We start from the raw sequence: 13,692 nt of genomic DNA, 5'->3' as shown, positions 1-13,692 counted from the left end.
CATCCTCACCCCGCCCGGCCCCAAAGTGCTTTGGTGTAGCAGAGTTGCAGGCCGCTCCGGAGGAGGTTGCGGTGGTTGGCGGAATCCCAAGCGGCGTGGGCGTAGATCGTCTGGCAACCGGCGGCGGCGGCGTCTCGCACGCGCGCGGCGATGAGCGCGGATTGGATTCCGCGGCGGCGGAATTCGTCGAGCACGACCGCATTGGTCAGATAAGCGGCGCCTTTTTGCAGGAATACGATGCCGACCCCGGCGACCACCCCGTCCATTTCCGCGAGGTAGAGGCGCCAGTGCGGACAGCGCTGCCAGAATTCCATATTGGCCCGCGCGCCCGGCAGATAGAGCGGGTCGACTTTCCAACCGCGCAGATAGGCATCAAGGAAACTTTCGAACTCCATCGGCGTGCGCACCGGTTTGACGACAATGTGGCCGGGGATCGCTTGGGGGGAAAGGCTCACCCCCACAAAGGCGGCGTGAAAACCGGTCTGCCGAAAGCCGTGGGCCGCGAGATGCTCGAAAACCATCTCGCAGCCATCATGCGGATGGATCTCGAACTCCGGCGAGATTCCGCCTGCACTGTAGTAAGCGAGAATGGCCTCCAGATGGATCACCTCATCGTGCCGAAAGTTGAGCACGCGATTGAACATGCGCATGGCTGACAAGCCGCTGGCCAGAAAAGCCCGCGCGGAACCGAAGGGCCGGATATCGATACCGTGCGGATTGCCCTCGCGATCCCAGATGCCCTGCATCCGTTCCGCGGTGAAGTCCGCCTCGATCTCCTCGCAGCGATCACCGACCATCGCGACCAACGGCCCGGCAGAGGCGGGATCGTTTGCCGAAGCAGCGCGCGCGAGTTGCCGTGTAGCATCCCAGTTCTTCGGCTCGGGGCGCGAGGTGCTCCACCATTTCATGCCACCGGCGATCCAGCGGGCGCGGGTTTGCTCGAGGGTCTGGCCCCTGGCCGCATCGTCGTAACCGAACTCGACACCACAGCACGGGCAGATTTCGAAAGAGCCATTCCTTGCCTCGTCATACGGTGGGGCGTTCAATTCCGGCCAACCGCAGACGGGGCAAAGGTGTTTCATTTCGTCGCGCGTAGATCGACCCGCTCGCCGGGCTGATGATCAAAATAGCCGGGATTGCCCGGCTTGAAAAACGTCTTCGTCGTGCCGTCGGCATTGTAAGCGCCGAAGGTATCGGTGGCCGGATCGTAGACGCGCAGGTCGCCATTGCGGTCGCGCTTCGCCGGCAGGCCGCTGGTCTTGGCGCGCTCGAGGAAGGCGCGCGCCTGGGCGGCGTAGTCATCGGGAGTGCGCGCACCGAAATCGTGTCCGTGGCGCGCGAAGTGATCCGGCAACGTTTCCGGCCGGCCCCATGTCTGGCGCGCGGATGCGCTAACGCCGGCCGCCGGTGCGGGGCTGGAGACTGCGGAATTCTGCGGCTTCCCGAAGTACCAGGAAACGCCCAGCAGGATGAAAAGAAGAACGATCCGAACGCCCTGCCGCGACATGATTTGGAGGGCCTACGCGAGGCAGGCCATGGCCTTCGTCTCTTCCGTGGCGAAAGGCTTCTGCGGCGTGAGATCGAGGTCGGCGAGGAGTTGCTGGTCTTCGTCCACGCCCGGGTTTTTCGCAGTGAGGAGTTTGTCCCCGTAGAAGATGCTGTTCGCCCCGGCGAAGAAGCAGAGCGCCTGCGCTTCGCGCGAGAGACGGGTGCGACCGGCACTGAGACGGACCTTGGCCTTCGGGATGGCGATGCGTGTGGTGGCGACGAGACGCACGATCTCGAAGACATCCACCGGTGGCTGCGCTTCCAGCGGGGTGCCGGGCATGGCCATGAGGCAATTGATCGGCACACTCTCCGGCTGCGGGTCGAAATTGGTCAGCACCTCGAGCATCTTGAGGCGGTCGTCGGTCGTCTCGCCCAGGCCGATGATGCCGCCGCAGCAGACGTCCATGCCGGCTTGCTGCACAGCCTGGATGGTATTCACGCGATCCTGGAAGGTGTGCGTGGTGACGATCTCCGCGTAATGCTCGGGCGAAGTGTCGATGTTGTGATTGTAAGCAGTCACGCCGGCTTCCTTCAGCTTGCGGGCCTCGGTGAGCGAGAGCTGGCCGAGGGTCACGCACACTTCCATCCCGAGCTTGCTCACCTCGCGGATGGTGCCGAGGACCTGCTCAAATTTCGCGTCGCCATCGCGCACGCCTTTCCACGCCGCGCCCATGCAGAAACGCGTGGAGCCATTCTCGCGGGCGCGCTTCGCCACCTCGAGCACCGCCTCGGTCTCCATGAGCTTCTCGGCCTTCACACCGGTATTGTAGCGCGAGCTCTGGGCGCAGTAGCCGCAGTCCTCCGAGCAGCCGCCGGTCTTAATGGAAAGCAGGGTGCAAAGCTGCACTTCGTTGTCCTTCCAGTGGCTGAGGTAGGCGTTGCGGGCCTGCTGGATGAGGTCGAAGAAGGGCTGATCGTAAATGGCGCGTAGCTCGGCAAAAGTCATGCGGCGCTTACGATGCGGACGGCAGAGCGGCGTGTCCAGTGGATTGAGCGGCGAAGCGGCGGGTGGTCCGCTTCTTAATCTTAATCGTTCTCTTAATCGTAATCCCTCTTCCGACCTGCGCGGCAGAGGGGAGTAAGATTACGATTAAGATTAAGATTAAGAGGATCCCAGAGCAGAAATCCCCCTAATTTGACGCTGCGCGCCGGAGTTCCTACGTTCTCGCCCCATGCGCCGTCCGCTTCTCCTTTCGCTCACCTGCTTCTCGCTCTGCTTCGCACCCGCTCTCCTGGCCAAGGAGGAGGTGCTCGATGGGCTGGCGGCGGTCGTGAATAGCGACATCATCACCTACAAGCAGGTGCGCGACCTGACCGCGGCCAAGGAGCAGCAGGCTCACGATACCCTGCAGGATCAGGCACTGACCAAACGCATCAAGGAAGTCCGCACGGCGGCGGTCAATGAACTCATCGACAGGCAGCTCATCCTCCAGGATTTCAAGAGCAAGGGCTACTCCATCCCGGAGCATTTCATCGATGATGAGATCGAGGCGCTCATCAAAAGCCGATTTCACGGCAATCGCCCGGCCTTCCTCCGCGCGCTGCAGGCCCAGGGGCTCTCCCTGCAGAGATTTAGCGAAATCCAGCGGGACAACATCATCGTGCAGGAAATGCGCAAGCAGGCGGCGAAAGGTGCCACGGAGCAGCCGACGGTGGAAAAAGTCAACGCCGCCTACCGGCCATCGGCGGCGCTGGCCAGCAGTCAACCGGAGCAAATGCGGCTACGGGTCATCATGGTCCATGGCAACGATGAGGGTCAGCGCAAGTTCATGGAGAACATCAGACAGAAGCTCACCGAGGGCGCGGAGTTTGGCGATCTGGCGCGCATGTATTCGGAAGACAGCTCCCAGGAAACCTACGGCGAGTGGGGCTGGATCGACCGCAGGACGATCAACGAAACCCTGACCAAGGCCGCGTTCGCCCTGAAGGTCGGCGAGACCAGCCCGATTATCGAACAAGGTGGGAATTTTTACCTGCTGAATTGCGCGGCCAAAAAGGGCGCGGTCACGAGAACCGTCAACGAACTTGGGGGCAACACCCCGACGACGCTGGTGAAGGGCGAGCGCCAGCAGATGGTGAGCGACTGGCTGCAGAAGCTGCGGCGGAAGGCGTATATCAAGGTTTTCTAGGCGGGCACATTACCGAGCGGTTCGAAGTCTGAGGCAGAGTTAGGATCCGGGCGTCAATTGAGAATTTCCGTAATTTTACTTAAATTCCAGATTGACGAAAAGCGGCAATTCCCTGACATACGCGCCGCAGTCTTAAGACTACAGCGTCTGGCGCTCCACTTGCCAGCCAAACATCTCCACCGCACCTACTATGAAAATCCGCACATTCCTTCCTACGCTCCTCGCCGCAGCGTGCCTCCTCCATACCGGCTCGCTTTTTGGCAAGGAATTCAAACTGCCGAACGCCGACTTCGCCGTGGCCACCGTCGACATCCCGGGTAGCTGGAAACCCGAAGCCGTCGACAACGGCGTGGAGGCGCAATCCAAAGATGGCTCGTTCTATCTCTCGATCGTCGCCGCGGGCACCGACAAAGGCGTCCAGGCCGACATCGACGCGACCAAGGACATGCTCAAGGAGCACAAGGTCAAGATCAACGACTCCACGGAGAAGACCGGCAAGGGCGACGTCAACGGCTTCCCGACTGAAAGCGTGACGATCAAAGGCAAGGATGAAGACGGTCCGTGCACCGTCACCATCCTGATCGTCTCCATCAAGCAGAAGGTGCTCGTCATCACCTACTGGTTCAACGACTCGGAGTTGTCGAAGCACGAGAAGGAAATCGACGCGATCCAGAAGTCGCTGAAAGCGGCATCCTAGGTCGATTCCACAATACCGGCAAAAACAGATCCCTTCCGCGCCGCCATCGGTTTCGATGGCGGCGCAATTTTTTTGGCGGTCAAGGGTCGCGGCTTGCAACTGTCCATAGACCGCTGCTACAGAGGGTGCCCGGCACCTCCGGGTTTTCCCCCATGGCGTCGTCTCTTGACTTTGAGGCGAGCCACCCTAATTTTTCCGGCTCATTTTCTGCCATCATCATGTCGCCATCCCGCCTTATTCCTCTTTCCCTGGTTTGCATCGGTCTGGCAATATCCACGTTCACCGCGCGCGCTCAGGAAGTGCTCGACGGGATCGCTGCCGTGGTGAACAGCGATGTCGTGACGTTCTCGCAGGTGCGCGAGCTCGTTGGCCCGAAGGAAAAACAAGCACACGAGACGCTGAAGGGGCAGGAGTTGGTCGAGAAGATCAAGGAGATCCGCACCGAGGCGATCAATGACCTGATCGATCGCGCGCTCATCATCCAGGAGTTCAAGACCAAGGGTTACACCATCCCGGATTACTTCATCGACGATCGCATCCAGGGGATCATCAAGGATGAATTTGGCAATGACCGCCAGGCGTTCCTGCGCACGCTGGCCGCGCAGAACTACACGCTGGAAAAATTTCGCGATCTGCAAAAGGACATGATCATCGTCTCGGAAATGCGCAAGCAGGCGGTCAAGGGCGCAACCTCCGTCCCTGACGCGAAGATCACTGCCTACTACAAGGAGCACCTCGAGGAATACAGCCAACCGGAGCAAATGAAGCTGCGCATGATCGCCATCCGCGGGGTGGAGAACGATTCGCGCCGCAAGATGATCGACGAGATTCGCCAGAAGATCGTCGGCGGGGCGGAATTCGGCGACCTCGCGCGCATGTATTCGGAAGACAGCTCGCAGGAGCAGTACGGCGACTGGGGCTGGATTGATCGCAAGAAGCTCAACGAAAGCCTGACGAAGACCGCCTTCTCGCTGAAGCCCGGCGAAATGAGCCAGGTGGTGGAACTCGGCGGCAGCTATTACCTGCTGTATTGCGAGGCGAAGAAGCCGGCCACGGTGAAGCCGCTAAAGGACGTGCACGACGAAATCGAGAAGGTGTTGCTCCAGACCGAGCGCCAGCAGCAGCAGGCAGATTGGCTCGCGAAGCTGCGGCGGAAGGCTTACATCAAGATGTATTAAAGGCCGGCGAAGCGACGGTTCTTAATCTTAATCCTAATCTTAATCTTAATCCCTTGGGTTGGATTGCAGATTAAGATTACGAGTAAGATTAAGATTAAGAAGATCCTCTCTAATGAGTGCATCACCCAAAACCATCGGGTTGACCTTGGGCGATGCTGCGGGCATCGGCCCGGAAATCATCAAGGCCGCTCTCGCGTCGGGCCGGCTGAACAAGGATTTTCAATACCGCGTCATCGGTTCATCGGATGGAGCGAAGCCGGGTGCGCCCACCGAATCGACTGCACGTGCGGCGCGTGAAGCGCTCGAAGAAAGTGCACGACTCGCCTTGGCCGGCGAGATTGCCGCGGTGGTCACCGGGCCGATCCATAAAGCGCGGATGCAAGCGATCGGCTTCGAGTTTCCCGGGCAGACGGAATTTTACGCCGCGCGGGCGAAGGAGGAAAATTTCGCCATGTGCCTTACCGGTGGCGCGCTCACCGTGGCGCTGGTCACCGCGCATATCCCTTTGCGCACCGTTGCGGAGAGTCTTTCGTCTTCCGAGATCATCCGCGTCGGCCACTTACTGGCCGATTTCCTCCTCCTCCGACTCGACCGCAAACCGCGCCTCGCCGTAGCAGGGTTGAATCCGCACGCTGGAGAATCCGGCGCTCTCGGCCGCGAAGAGATCGAACTCATCGAGCCGGCAGTAGCCCTGCTCCGCGGCGAACTGGGCGACACCGCCGAGTGCATCGGCCCCATCTCGCCAGACACCGTCTTCCATCGCGCAGCCGGTGGCGAATTCGACGGCGTGCTCTGCATGTATCACGACCAGGGACTCATCCCGCTGAAGCTCCACGCCTTCGACAGCGGCGTGAATGTCACTCTCGGGCTCCCCTTCCCGCGCACCAGCCCGGACCACGGCACTGCCTTCGAGATCGCCGGCAAAGACATCGCACGGCCGGACAGCATGATCGCCGCGATCAATCTCGCCGCCGAACTCGCCGGCAAAAAAGCGCAGCCATGACGTTCGCAAAATACCTCAAGGTCTTCGATATCGGCGTGCAGAATACCTTTGTTTACCGCTGGAATTTCCTGCTCCGCGCGGTCTTCGGCATCGTGCCGCTCGTCGGTGCCATCTTCCTTTGGAAGGCGATCTTTCAGACCAAGGGTGCGGGGATCAACGGCTACGACTACTCGTCGATGATCTTCTATTTCATGCTCACGGTTTTCCTCGAAAATCTGATCACGCCCACGGAGGACGAATGGCAGATCGCGGCGGAGATTCGCGATGGCAAGATCAGCGCGTATCTCACCAAGCCGCTGAACTACCTGGGCTATCGGATCATGCTCTTTCTCAGCTACCGGATGCTCTACATCGCGGTCGTGCTCGTGCCGATCATCGTGCTCGCCTGGTTTCTGCGCGATCACATCCAGTTGCCGGCCCACGCCATCACCTGGCTGGCCTTCACCGCGTCGACCCTCATGGCCGGCTTCCTCCAATTCTTCATCGCCTACTCGCTGGCCATGATCGCCTTTTGGGTGCTGGAGATCTCGACCATCGTCTTCATCCTCTACTCGTTTGAGTTCTTCCTCAGCGGCCACGTCTTCCCCCTCGATGTCATGCCCGCCGCGCTGCAGGGCTTCATCAAGTGGTCGCCCTTCACCTACGAACTTTTCTTCCCCGCGCAGATTTTCATGGAACGCGTGCAAGGCCCCGCGGTCGTGCAAGGCCTTCTCATCCAAGCCGGCTGGCTGCTGCTCGCCTGGTTCGCCGCCCGCACGATGTGGAGCCAGGGGGTGCGGAAGTATCAGGCGGTGGGTGGATGAGTTTTCAGTGTTCAGTTTTAAGTCTTAAGTAAAGCCCTTCCATACGCCGTCGATTTCCCGCATTGCCCTTCTTAAAACTGAACACTTAAAACTTAAAACTCCCCGCAACGACATGTCCCGATATCTGGAGATCTACTGGCTGATGGTTCGCAACTCGCTGATCCGCGAGATGAACTTCAAGGCCAATTTCCTTCTCTGGATGGTCGTGGAATTCCTCTGGTTCCTTGGGCAGATCGTTTTCCTCGAGGTGATTTACGGGCAGGTCAGCAACATCGCCGGTTGGTCGAAGTGGGAATGCGTGTTGCTCGTTGGCACCCACCAGATCACTTCGCAAATCTTCCAGGCGTTCTTTTATGTGAATCTGGCGGAGTTGCCTGAACTCATCCGCACCGGACGGCTCGACTTGAACCTGCTGCTCCCCGTGGATGCCCAGTTCGCCGTCTCCACACGCAAGTTCGGCATGGATAATATCGTCAACGCGCTGGTCGGCGTGGCGATCGTGGTTTTCTCGCTGGCCAAATTGCATGTCGTCCCTTCGGCCATGCAGATCGCGCTCTACGTCGTGGCCATCTCGTTCGGCGTAGCCATTCACTATGCCGTCATGTTTGGGCTGGCCACCGTGGCTTTCTGGATCGTCCGCGCGCAGGGGCTCATCTACGGTTACTTCAACGTCTTCAATATCGCCCGCTTTCCGGACAGCATTTTCCCCTTCAGCGTTTCAAGGTGATCTTCACCTATTTCATCCCGGTGATCATCGTCGCCAATGTGCCCGCGCGCACCCTCGCCCGGGCGATGGAATCGCCTTGGGCCGGCTTGTTGCAATTGGCCATCGGCACGGTCTTCGTCGTCGCATTGACGCGTGGTTTCTGGCGCTTTGCCCTCCGGCGCTATTCGTCGGCGAGTTCGTAGGAAAGCATAGGAAGAATAGGGGGGATAGGAATTATAGGAGTTCTATTTCTCCCATACTTCCTCTTCCTCCTATGCAACCTCTCAGTTCGCCTTCGGCGGAGCCGCAGGCTCGGCGCTCCAGTCGAGGATCTGACCGTCCTTGAGCAGGCGCTCGCGCAAGGTCGCGTAGTTCACCTTTTGCACGTCGGTCCCGCCATCGATCGCCAGCACCGCGGCGGTCGCGGCCGACTGACCAAGGATCATGAAGACCGGCTCCATGCGGATGGACCCGTAGGCCACATGCGTGGAGGCCAGGCACACCGGCACGAGCAGGTTGGCGCATTCGGCTTCGCGCGGCACGATGCTTCGATAGCTCACCGGGTACGGCAGCTTCACCGCGCCTTCGAGACATCCTTCGGCCATGGCTTTGCCATCCACGATGACCCGCGAGGTGTGATGAGAATCCATCTGATAGCTGGCCAGCCCAACGCTGTCCTCGGCCACGACCTGTCGGCGGCAATTCTTTTCCGTCATCACATAATCGGAAATCATCCGGCGGCCCTCACGCACGTAGAGTTCATGCGGCCAGCCGCCGGTTTCCGTGAATTCCGTCTTCGGCAGACCGAACTTTTGCACAAACTCCCGGACCCGCTGCGGCACCGCGCTGTCATTCGCCAGGAACCACATCATGCCCTCTTGATACGTCAGGTGCGCCTGAAAGATTTTCTCGCGCGTTGCGTAATCGGCCTCCGGCCAGGCATCGGCGCCGCCCACGAAGTCGGTGGAGATCGGCCCCGCATTGTTGCAATCGCCGACGTTGAGCTTCACCGGACCGCTCTTGTAGGTGAACTCCCACGTCGCGTTTGGGTCTGTGTTGAGATAGCGCTCGAGCAGCGCGTAATCCTCGCGCCGATATCCCTCCGGCTTCGGCCACGGAAGACCAGCTTCGGCCTTCACCGCCCACATGCGGAAATTGTAACCCTGCACGCGCTTGTCGCCCGTACCCGTGGCAGGAAGCGGTCCGGGCGTAATGCCTGGCAGTACTCCGCTCGCCGGGTCTCCGGGAGTGCGATACGGGTCGACTGGAAAACGGAACTGGTGGGTCTTGGCGATGTGGAAGCCGTTGAGCGTCTCGCCATAGACGTCGTTCCCCTCGCGCCCCACGAAGTATTTCACGCCCGCCCGGGCGAAGAGATCCCCCTCGTAGGTCGCATCGACGAACATTTTGGCTTCAATGCGGTCGCCATTCTCGAAGACCAGCGCGGTGATGCGCGTGCCCTCCTTCTCCACCGTTTTGAGGCGATGCTCGAAATAAACCGGCACGTCCGCTGTCCGAAGCATGGCGCGGAAAATCTCCTCGGCCTGCGACGGACGGAATCCGAGTTCCGGGCTGGGATTGTTTTTGGCCTCTCGTTTCGCCTGGCGGGCGCTCTCGATGAATTCATGGGCCAATCCGCCGATCGCCGCTCCGTTGCCGAGATCCATCGCGGTGAGACCGCCCGAGGTCATGCCGCCGACATGCCGACGGAAAACCGCCAGCGCGGCTGTTTTCCCCATCCGACGCGCCTGCACCGCGGCCGCGACGCCCCCCGGCGTTCCCCCGTAGACGCAGACGTCAACATTCAGGGTCTGGGCCGGATTGGCCGCAGGCACTGGGTAGTAATAGTGAAGCCCGGGCCCTGCCTCATCGGCGGAAGCCGGAAAGACGAGGGCAGCGATGGAAAGACCGAGAATGGTAATAGCGTGGCGGCGGGAGGTCATGAGTGGGGAAAAGGGGTGATATTCGTATAGTCCGGAAGTCGCCTTTTTGGACAGGAGCGGGTGAGGAAAGTTGAGGGTTGATACTGGAGCGAAGCGACAGGTCCGCGGTGCCGTGGGGACAATTGAGAGTTGAGAGTCCGCCACGTTTCCGCGGAAGAGGCCGCTCCGCGCCCGGTTATCGAAATCTATCCTGACGCGGAGCGTCACAAAAAGGCGGCAGCGCGGCGGCGCTCTCAACTCTCAACCATCAACTCTCAACTTCCCCTTCGCCCTTCCCAATCCGCCCGGCACGGGACCTGCGATTAATAAGGTGGCGTTGGGGACGGATTTCTGGCCGAGTGCGAAATGACTGGAAACCTGCCCTGAACTCCGTAAAGAAACGGGCCTGAATCGGGCCCGAAGACTGCTGAAAAATAGGTTTCCTTTCCCCTTGCGCCCTATGGGGAAAGCCATTATGTAACGCGCCTCATTTTCCCTGCTCCCGCCACAGATCGATCTCTCCCCGCAATTTTTATGGCAAAATCCAAGCCCGCCAAACCCGCTGCGAAAGCTAAAAAGTCCGCTCACACCAAACCGGTGAAGAGTGCGAAGAAGCCTGCAGCCAAGGCGGCGAAAACCAAGCCAGAGCCGAAACCGAAGGCTGAAAAGCCGGTGGCCAAGGCCCCCGCGAAGGCCAACGGCGAGAAAGTCGCGGCCAATCCGGAACCCAAGACCAACGGCAAGCCCGCGCCGCCGAAGAAGGTCGTCCTCACGCCTTTCCTGATCAAGCAGAAGGATCGGTTGCTCCAACTCCGTGATTCCATGCTCGACTCGATGATGGGTGTGGCCAAGGATAACCTTCGCACCCGCGCCGAAGGCAGCGAGGCCAGCGCGTTTGGCATGCACCAGGCCGACGCCGGCAGCGACGCTTACGACCGTGATTTCGCCTTGAGCCTCCTCTCGCAAGAGCAGGACGCTCTTTACGAAATCGAAGAAGCGCTCAAGCGCATCGAACTCGGCACCTATGGTGTCTGCGAAATGAGTGGCAAACCGATCGCGCACCCGCGCCTCGAGGCGCTGCCTTTCGCGCGCTATACCGTCGAATGCCAATCCCAAATTGAGAAGCAGGGCAAAGTCACCCGCGCCCGCGTCCCCGTCACCTCACTCTTCGGCCTGACCGACGAAGAGCCGGCGGAAAACGAAGAAGAAGAAACGGTCAGCGAACCCAAGGAATAAGATCATGGCCCGCGAATTCATCATCCTGGAATGCACCGAGGCGAAAGCCGAAGGCAAACCCATCTCGCGCTACATCTCCACGCGCAACAAGAAGAGCCCGAACACCCCGAACCGGCTCGAAAAGAAGAAGTATAATCCCAACCTGAAGCGCCACACGCTTCACCGGGAAACCAAGTAATCCGTTATGCAGCCGAAAACTCCGCAACGCCGTTCCAACTTCCGCAAGGCCAACCGCATCATGCCGCGGCGCCGGATCGATATCGCCCTCGAGGCGCTCGATTACAAGAATCCGGACATCCTCAAGAAGTTCGTGACCGAGAGCGGCAAGATCCTGCCCCGCCGCCTCACCGGTATGCCGGCGCACTTTCACCGCAAGATCACGCGCGAGATCAAGCGCGCCCGTGCGGTGCTGCTCATGCGCTGACTTTAGCGGCGCAAGCCGACCCTCTTTTCCAAGCGCGCTCTCGCAAGGGAGCGCGCTTTTTTGCCGTACTTTTTTGGGAGGCGCTATCAGGGGGGAAAACGCAGAGGCACAGCGCGGCGGAGCCGCAACCAAAGGGGTGTTGGTTCGGGGGGAACTGGATAGACGCGGAAGCGTTAGCCGAATCGGATGGAGTTTATGAGAACAACCACTTCATCGACCAACGCCTCCGCCAGTTTTCTATCGCAGCTGGGGAGCAAAGTGAGCGGGATTTTACACGGGTTTGACCGCTTGCGTCTGCGCGGGACGCTGCGGGAGCTTTATTGTCCGACGGTCATGGAAGCCTATCTGTGTGCGCAGCATTTGCGCTATCGCGACTATGCAGGCTTGGTGGAGAAGCTGACGGCGAAGGTCAAGGCCTCGGCGGAGGCTTTGGCGGCCGAGCTGGCCCGGCCGCTGATTTATCTGCCCTCCAGCGCGCGCAGCAAAGAGCAGGCGGCCCGAGAGCTTGCCGCCCGGGATGGGATCCAGGAAGGGCTCATTGGGATCTTCAAAGCGGTCGAACCTTGCCAGGCTTACGCTTTACGGCGCCAGCGCGAGGCCAGCGGCTTTGAGTTTCGCATGGAGGTGCGCAAGTGCCTGCATTTCTACTTTTATTTCGCGCACGCGACTTTCGGTTTCATGCATGTGCGGCTCCAGAGCTGGTTTCCTTTCCGGGTGGATGTTTGCCTCAACGGTCGGCACTGGCTGGCTCGACAGTTGGAGGCGGCGGGGATCGCCTATCGCAAACGGGAGAACGCCCTGCTCTGGGTCGAAGACCCGGGGGCCGCGCAACGCCTGCTCGATGCCCAGGTCCACTGGGACTGGCGGCGGACTCTGGAGGGCTTGCTCCAGCAAACCCATCCCCAGAGCGCCCTGATCCGCCGTCCCTTGCATTTGCAGTATTACTGGAGTGTGGCGGAGAGCGAGTTTGCCACCGATTGCTTGTTTCGCGATCCGGCGGATCTGGCCCGCCTCTATCCGAGTCTGATCCATCACGGGTTGCGTAGTTTCAGTTCGCCTGACGTCATGCGCTTCTTGGGCCGCAAGGTGCCGACGACCGGAAGGGTGGATCCGCGTTTTGCCGGCGAGGTCATCAGCGATCTCAAACAACGGCCCGAGGGAGTGCGCATCAAACACAGCGTGGGCGGCAACTCCATCAAACTCTACGACAAGCAAGGATCCGTGCTGCGGGTGGAAACGACGATCAACAACCCGCTGGATTTTCGCGCTTACCGGCGCGCGGAAAACCAACCCCAGGGAGAAAAGGATTGGCGCGTATTACGACGCAGTGTCTGTGATCTGCCCCGGCGAGCGGAGGTCTCCCGCGCGGCCAACGAACGTTACCTGGGAGCACTGTCCGCGGTCCACTCGACGATCCCACTTTTGACCTGGACCAAATCAGTTTGCCAATCTCACCGCCACGGCCCGCAACGTTGGCGGGCACTCAATCCACTTTCTCCCGACGATGCCGCTTTGCTGCGCGCGGTCAATCGCGGGGAGTGGGCCATCAACGGCTTTCGCAACCGTGACCTGCGCCATCGCCTTTATCCGAGCAAGACTTCCGCTCAGAAAGAAAAGCAAAACGCCCGCAAAACCGGCCGGCGCATCTTGCTTTTGCGCCAGCATGGCCTCGTCTCCAAAGTCAGCCGCACCCATCGCTATGTCCTGACTGAAAAGGGGCGCCAGACCATCACCGCCCTCCTCGCCGCCGCCGACGCCAACACCATAGAACTCACCAAACTCGCCGCCTGAATTTCCGCAAGCTGCGTACACTTTTCAAGTTAGCACTGCAGAGACGCAGAGGGCCGAGGTGGCGGAGGGGAATAGTGGAAGGTTGGTAATGGGCGAGCAGCGCGGAGGGCGCTATCCTAAGCATTACCCACATCTTTTTGAGGTTTAGGGACAGCGGGGAAAATCGGCTGCGGCTCACTGGGAGGGGCGACTTTCTAGAAAAGACCCTGCCTCGCGGAGCGACGCCCCAAAGATGGCGCTCCGCGCGTTTGTTTC

At 60.2% G+C, this 13,692-nt stretch carries 15 protein-coding genes; 11 read left to right on the top strand and 4 right to left on the bottom strand.

The features are described from left to right. Positions 1-5: 5 nt before the first annotated feature. The 3 genes from CFE428DRAFT_RS11370 to bioB are packed head-to-tail and all read right to left on the bottom strand — an operon-like array spanning position 6 to position 2,494. Positions 6-1,082 carry a GNAT family N-acetyltransferase gene (locus CFE428DRAFT_RS11370; protein WP_006979679.1) on the bottom strand — a complete coding sequence of 359 codons (1,077 nt, stop codon included), beginning with the start codon at positions 1,080-1,082 and terminating at the stop codon, positions 6-8. Next, positions 1,079-1,507 (bottom strand): hypothetical protein, encoded by a 429-nt coding sequence (locus CFE428DRAFT_RS33455; protein WP_006979678.1) that lies wholly within the window; start codon positions 1,505-1,507, stop codon positions 1,079-1,081. Before CFE428DRAFT_RS33455 ends, CFE428DRAFT_RS11370 begins: the two co-directional genes overlap by 4 nt. A 12-nt stretch (positions 1,508-1,519) precedes the next feature. Continuing rightward, positions 1,520-2,494, bottom strand: a complete 975-nt coding sequence (gene bioB / locus CFE428DRAFT_RS11360) for a biotin synthase BioB (RefSeq protein WP_006979677.1) — start codon at positions 2,492-2,494, stop codon at positions 1,520-1,522. Positions 2,495-2,720: 226 nt separating this feature from the next. Here bioB and CFE428DRAFT_RS11355 point away from each other — a divergent pair, with 226 nt between their 5' ends. From CFE428DRAFT_RS11355 to CFE428DRAFT_RS40420, 7 genes are all read left to right on the top strand, one after another. After that, complete coding sequence (locus tag CFE428DRAFT_RS11355; RefSeq protein WP_006979676.1) at positions 2,721-3,677, top strand: peptidylprolyl isomerase; 957 nt, start codon at positions 2,721-2,723, stop codon at positions 3,675-3,677. Between the two features lie 190 nt (positions 3,678-3,867). Beyond that, positions 3,868-4,374, top strand: coding sequence for a hypothetical protein (locus CFE428DRAFT_RS11350; protein WP_006979675.1), 507 nt, complete (start codon positions 3,868-3,870; stop codon positions 4,372-4,374). A 218-nt stretch (positions 4,375-4,592) separates the two neighbouring features. After that, positions 4,593-5,552 (top strand): peptidylprolyl isomerase, encoded by a 960-nt coding sequence (locus CFE428DRAFT_RS11345; RefSeq protein ID WP_006979674.1) that lies wholly within the window; start codon positions 4,593-4,595, stop codon positions 5,550-5,552. Between the two features lie 112 nt (positions 5,553-5,664). Beyond that, the gene (pdxA, locus tag CFE428DRAFT_RS11340) at positions 5,665-6,555 is read left to right on the top strand and encodes a 4-hydroxythreonine-4-phosphate dehydrogenase PdxA (protein ID WP_006979673.1); all 891 of its coding nucleotides are present in this window, start codon (positions 5,665-5,667) and stop codon (positions 6,553-6,555) included. After that, positions 6,552-7,358, top strand: a complete 807-nt coding sequence (locus tag CFE428DRAFT_RS11335; protein ID WP_006979672.1) for an ABC transporter permease — start codon at positions 6,552-6,554, stop codon at positions 7,356-7,358. The genes pdxA and CFE428DRAFT_RS11335 overlap by 4 nt, the downstream gene beginning before the upstream one ends. 112 nt (positions 7,359-7,470) lie before the next feature. Further along, complete coding sequence (locus tag CFE428DRAFT_RS11330; RefSeq protein ID WP_006979671.1) at positions 7,471-8,085, top strand: ABC transporter permease; 615 nt, start codon at positions 7,471-7,473, stop codon at positions 8,083-8,085. Then, entirely contained in the window at positions 8,082-8,267 is a 186-nt protein-coding gene (locus tag CFE428DRAFT_RS40420) for an ABC-2 family transporter protein (protein ID WP_006979670.1), read from the top strand. Before CFE428DRAFT_RS11330 ends, CFE428DRAFT_RS40420 begins: the two co-directional genes overlap by 4 nt. 81 nt (positions 8,268-8,348) lie before the next feature. On the opposite strand, the gene CFE428DRAFT_RS11320 is transcribed toward CFE428DRAFT_RS40420, so the two are convergent. Next, positions 8,349-10,007: an FAD-dependent oxidoreductase gene (locus tag CFE428DRAFT_RS11320; protein ID WP_006979669.1), complete on the bottom strand. Its 1,659-nt coding sequence runs from the start codon at positions 10,005-10,007 to the stop codon at positions 8,349-8,351. Positions 10,008-10,520: 513 nt separating this feature from the next. On the opposite strand from CFE428DRAFT_RS11320, the gene CFE428DRAFT_RS33450 reads away from it, so the two are divergent. From CFE428DRAFT_RS33450 to CFE428DRAFT_RS11300, 4 genes are all read left to right on the top strand, one after another. Further along, positions 10,521-11,222, top strand: coding sequence for a TraR/DksA family transcriptional regulator (locus tag CFE428DRAFT_RS33450; RefSeq protein ID WP_006979668.1), 702 nt, complete (start codon positions 10,521-10,523; stop codon positions 11,220-11,222). A 4-nt stretch (positions 11,223-11,226) separates the two neighbouring features. Then, positions 11,227-11,400: a 50S ribosomal protein L33 gene (rpmG, locus tag CFE428DRAFT_RS11310; RefSeq protein WP_006979667.1), complete on the top strand. Its 174-nt coding sequence runs from the start codon at positions 11,227-11,229 to the stop codon at positions 11,398-11,400. 6 nt (positions 11,401-11,406) lie between these two features. Continuing rightward, complete coding sequence (gene rpsR, locus CFE428DRAFT_RS40415) at positions 11,407-11,646, top strand: 30S ribosomal protein S18 (RefSeq protein WP_006979666.1); 240 nt, start codon at positions 11,407-11,409, stop codon at positions 11,644-11,646. A gap of 195 nt (positions 11,647-11,841) precedes the next feature. Then, positions 11,842-13,437 (top strand): hypothetical protein, encoded by a 1,596-nt coding sequence (locus tag CFE428DRAFT_RS11300; RefSeq protein ID WP_202797409.1) that lies wholly within the window; start codon positions 11,842-11,844, stop codon positions 13,435-13,437. Positions 13,438-13,692 lie beyond the last annotated feature (255 nt).

The organism is Chthoniobacter flavus Ellin428 (assembly GCF_000173075.1).
Taxonomy (GTDB): Bacteria; Verrucomicrobiota; Verrucomicrobiia; order Chthoniobacterales; family Chthoniobacteraceae; genus Chthoniobacter; species Chthoniobacter flavus.
Note: the sequence above shows the minus strand (reverse complement) of the source record. Positions and strands in the feature narration are given on the sequence as shown.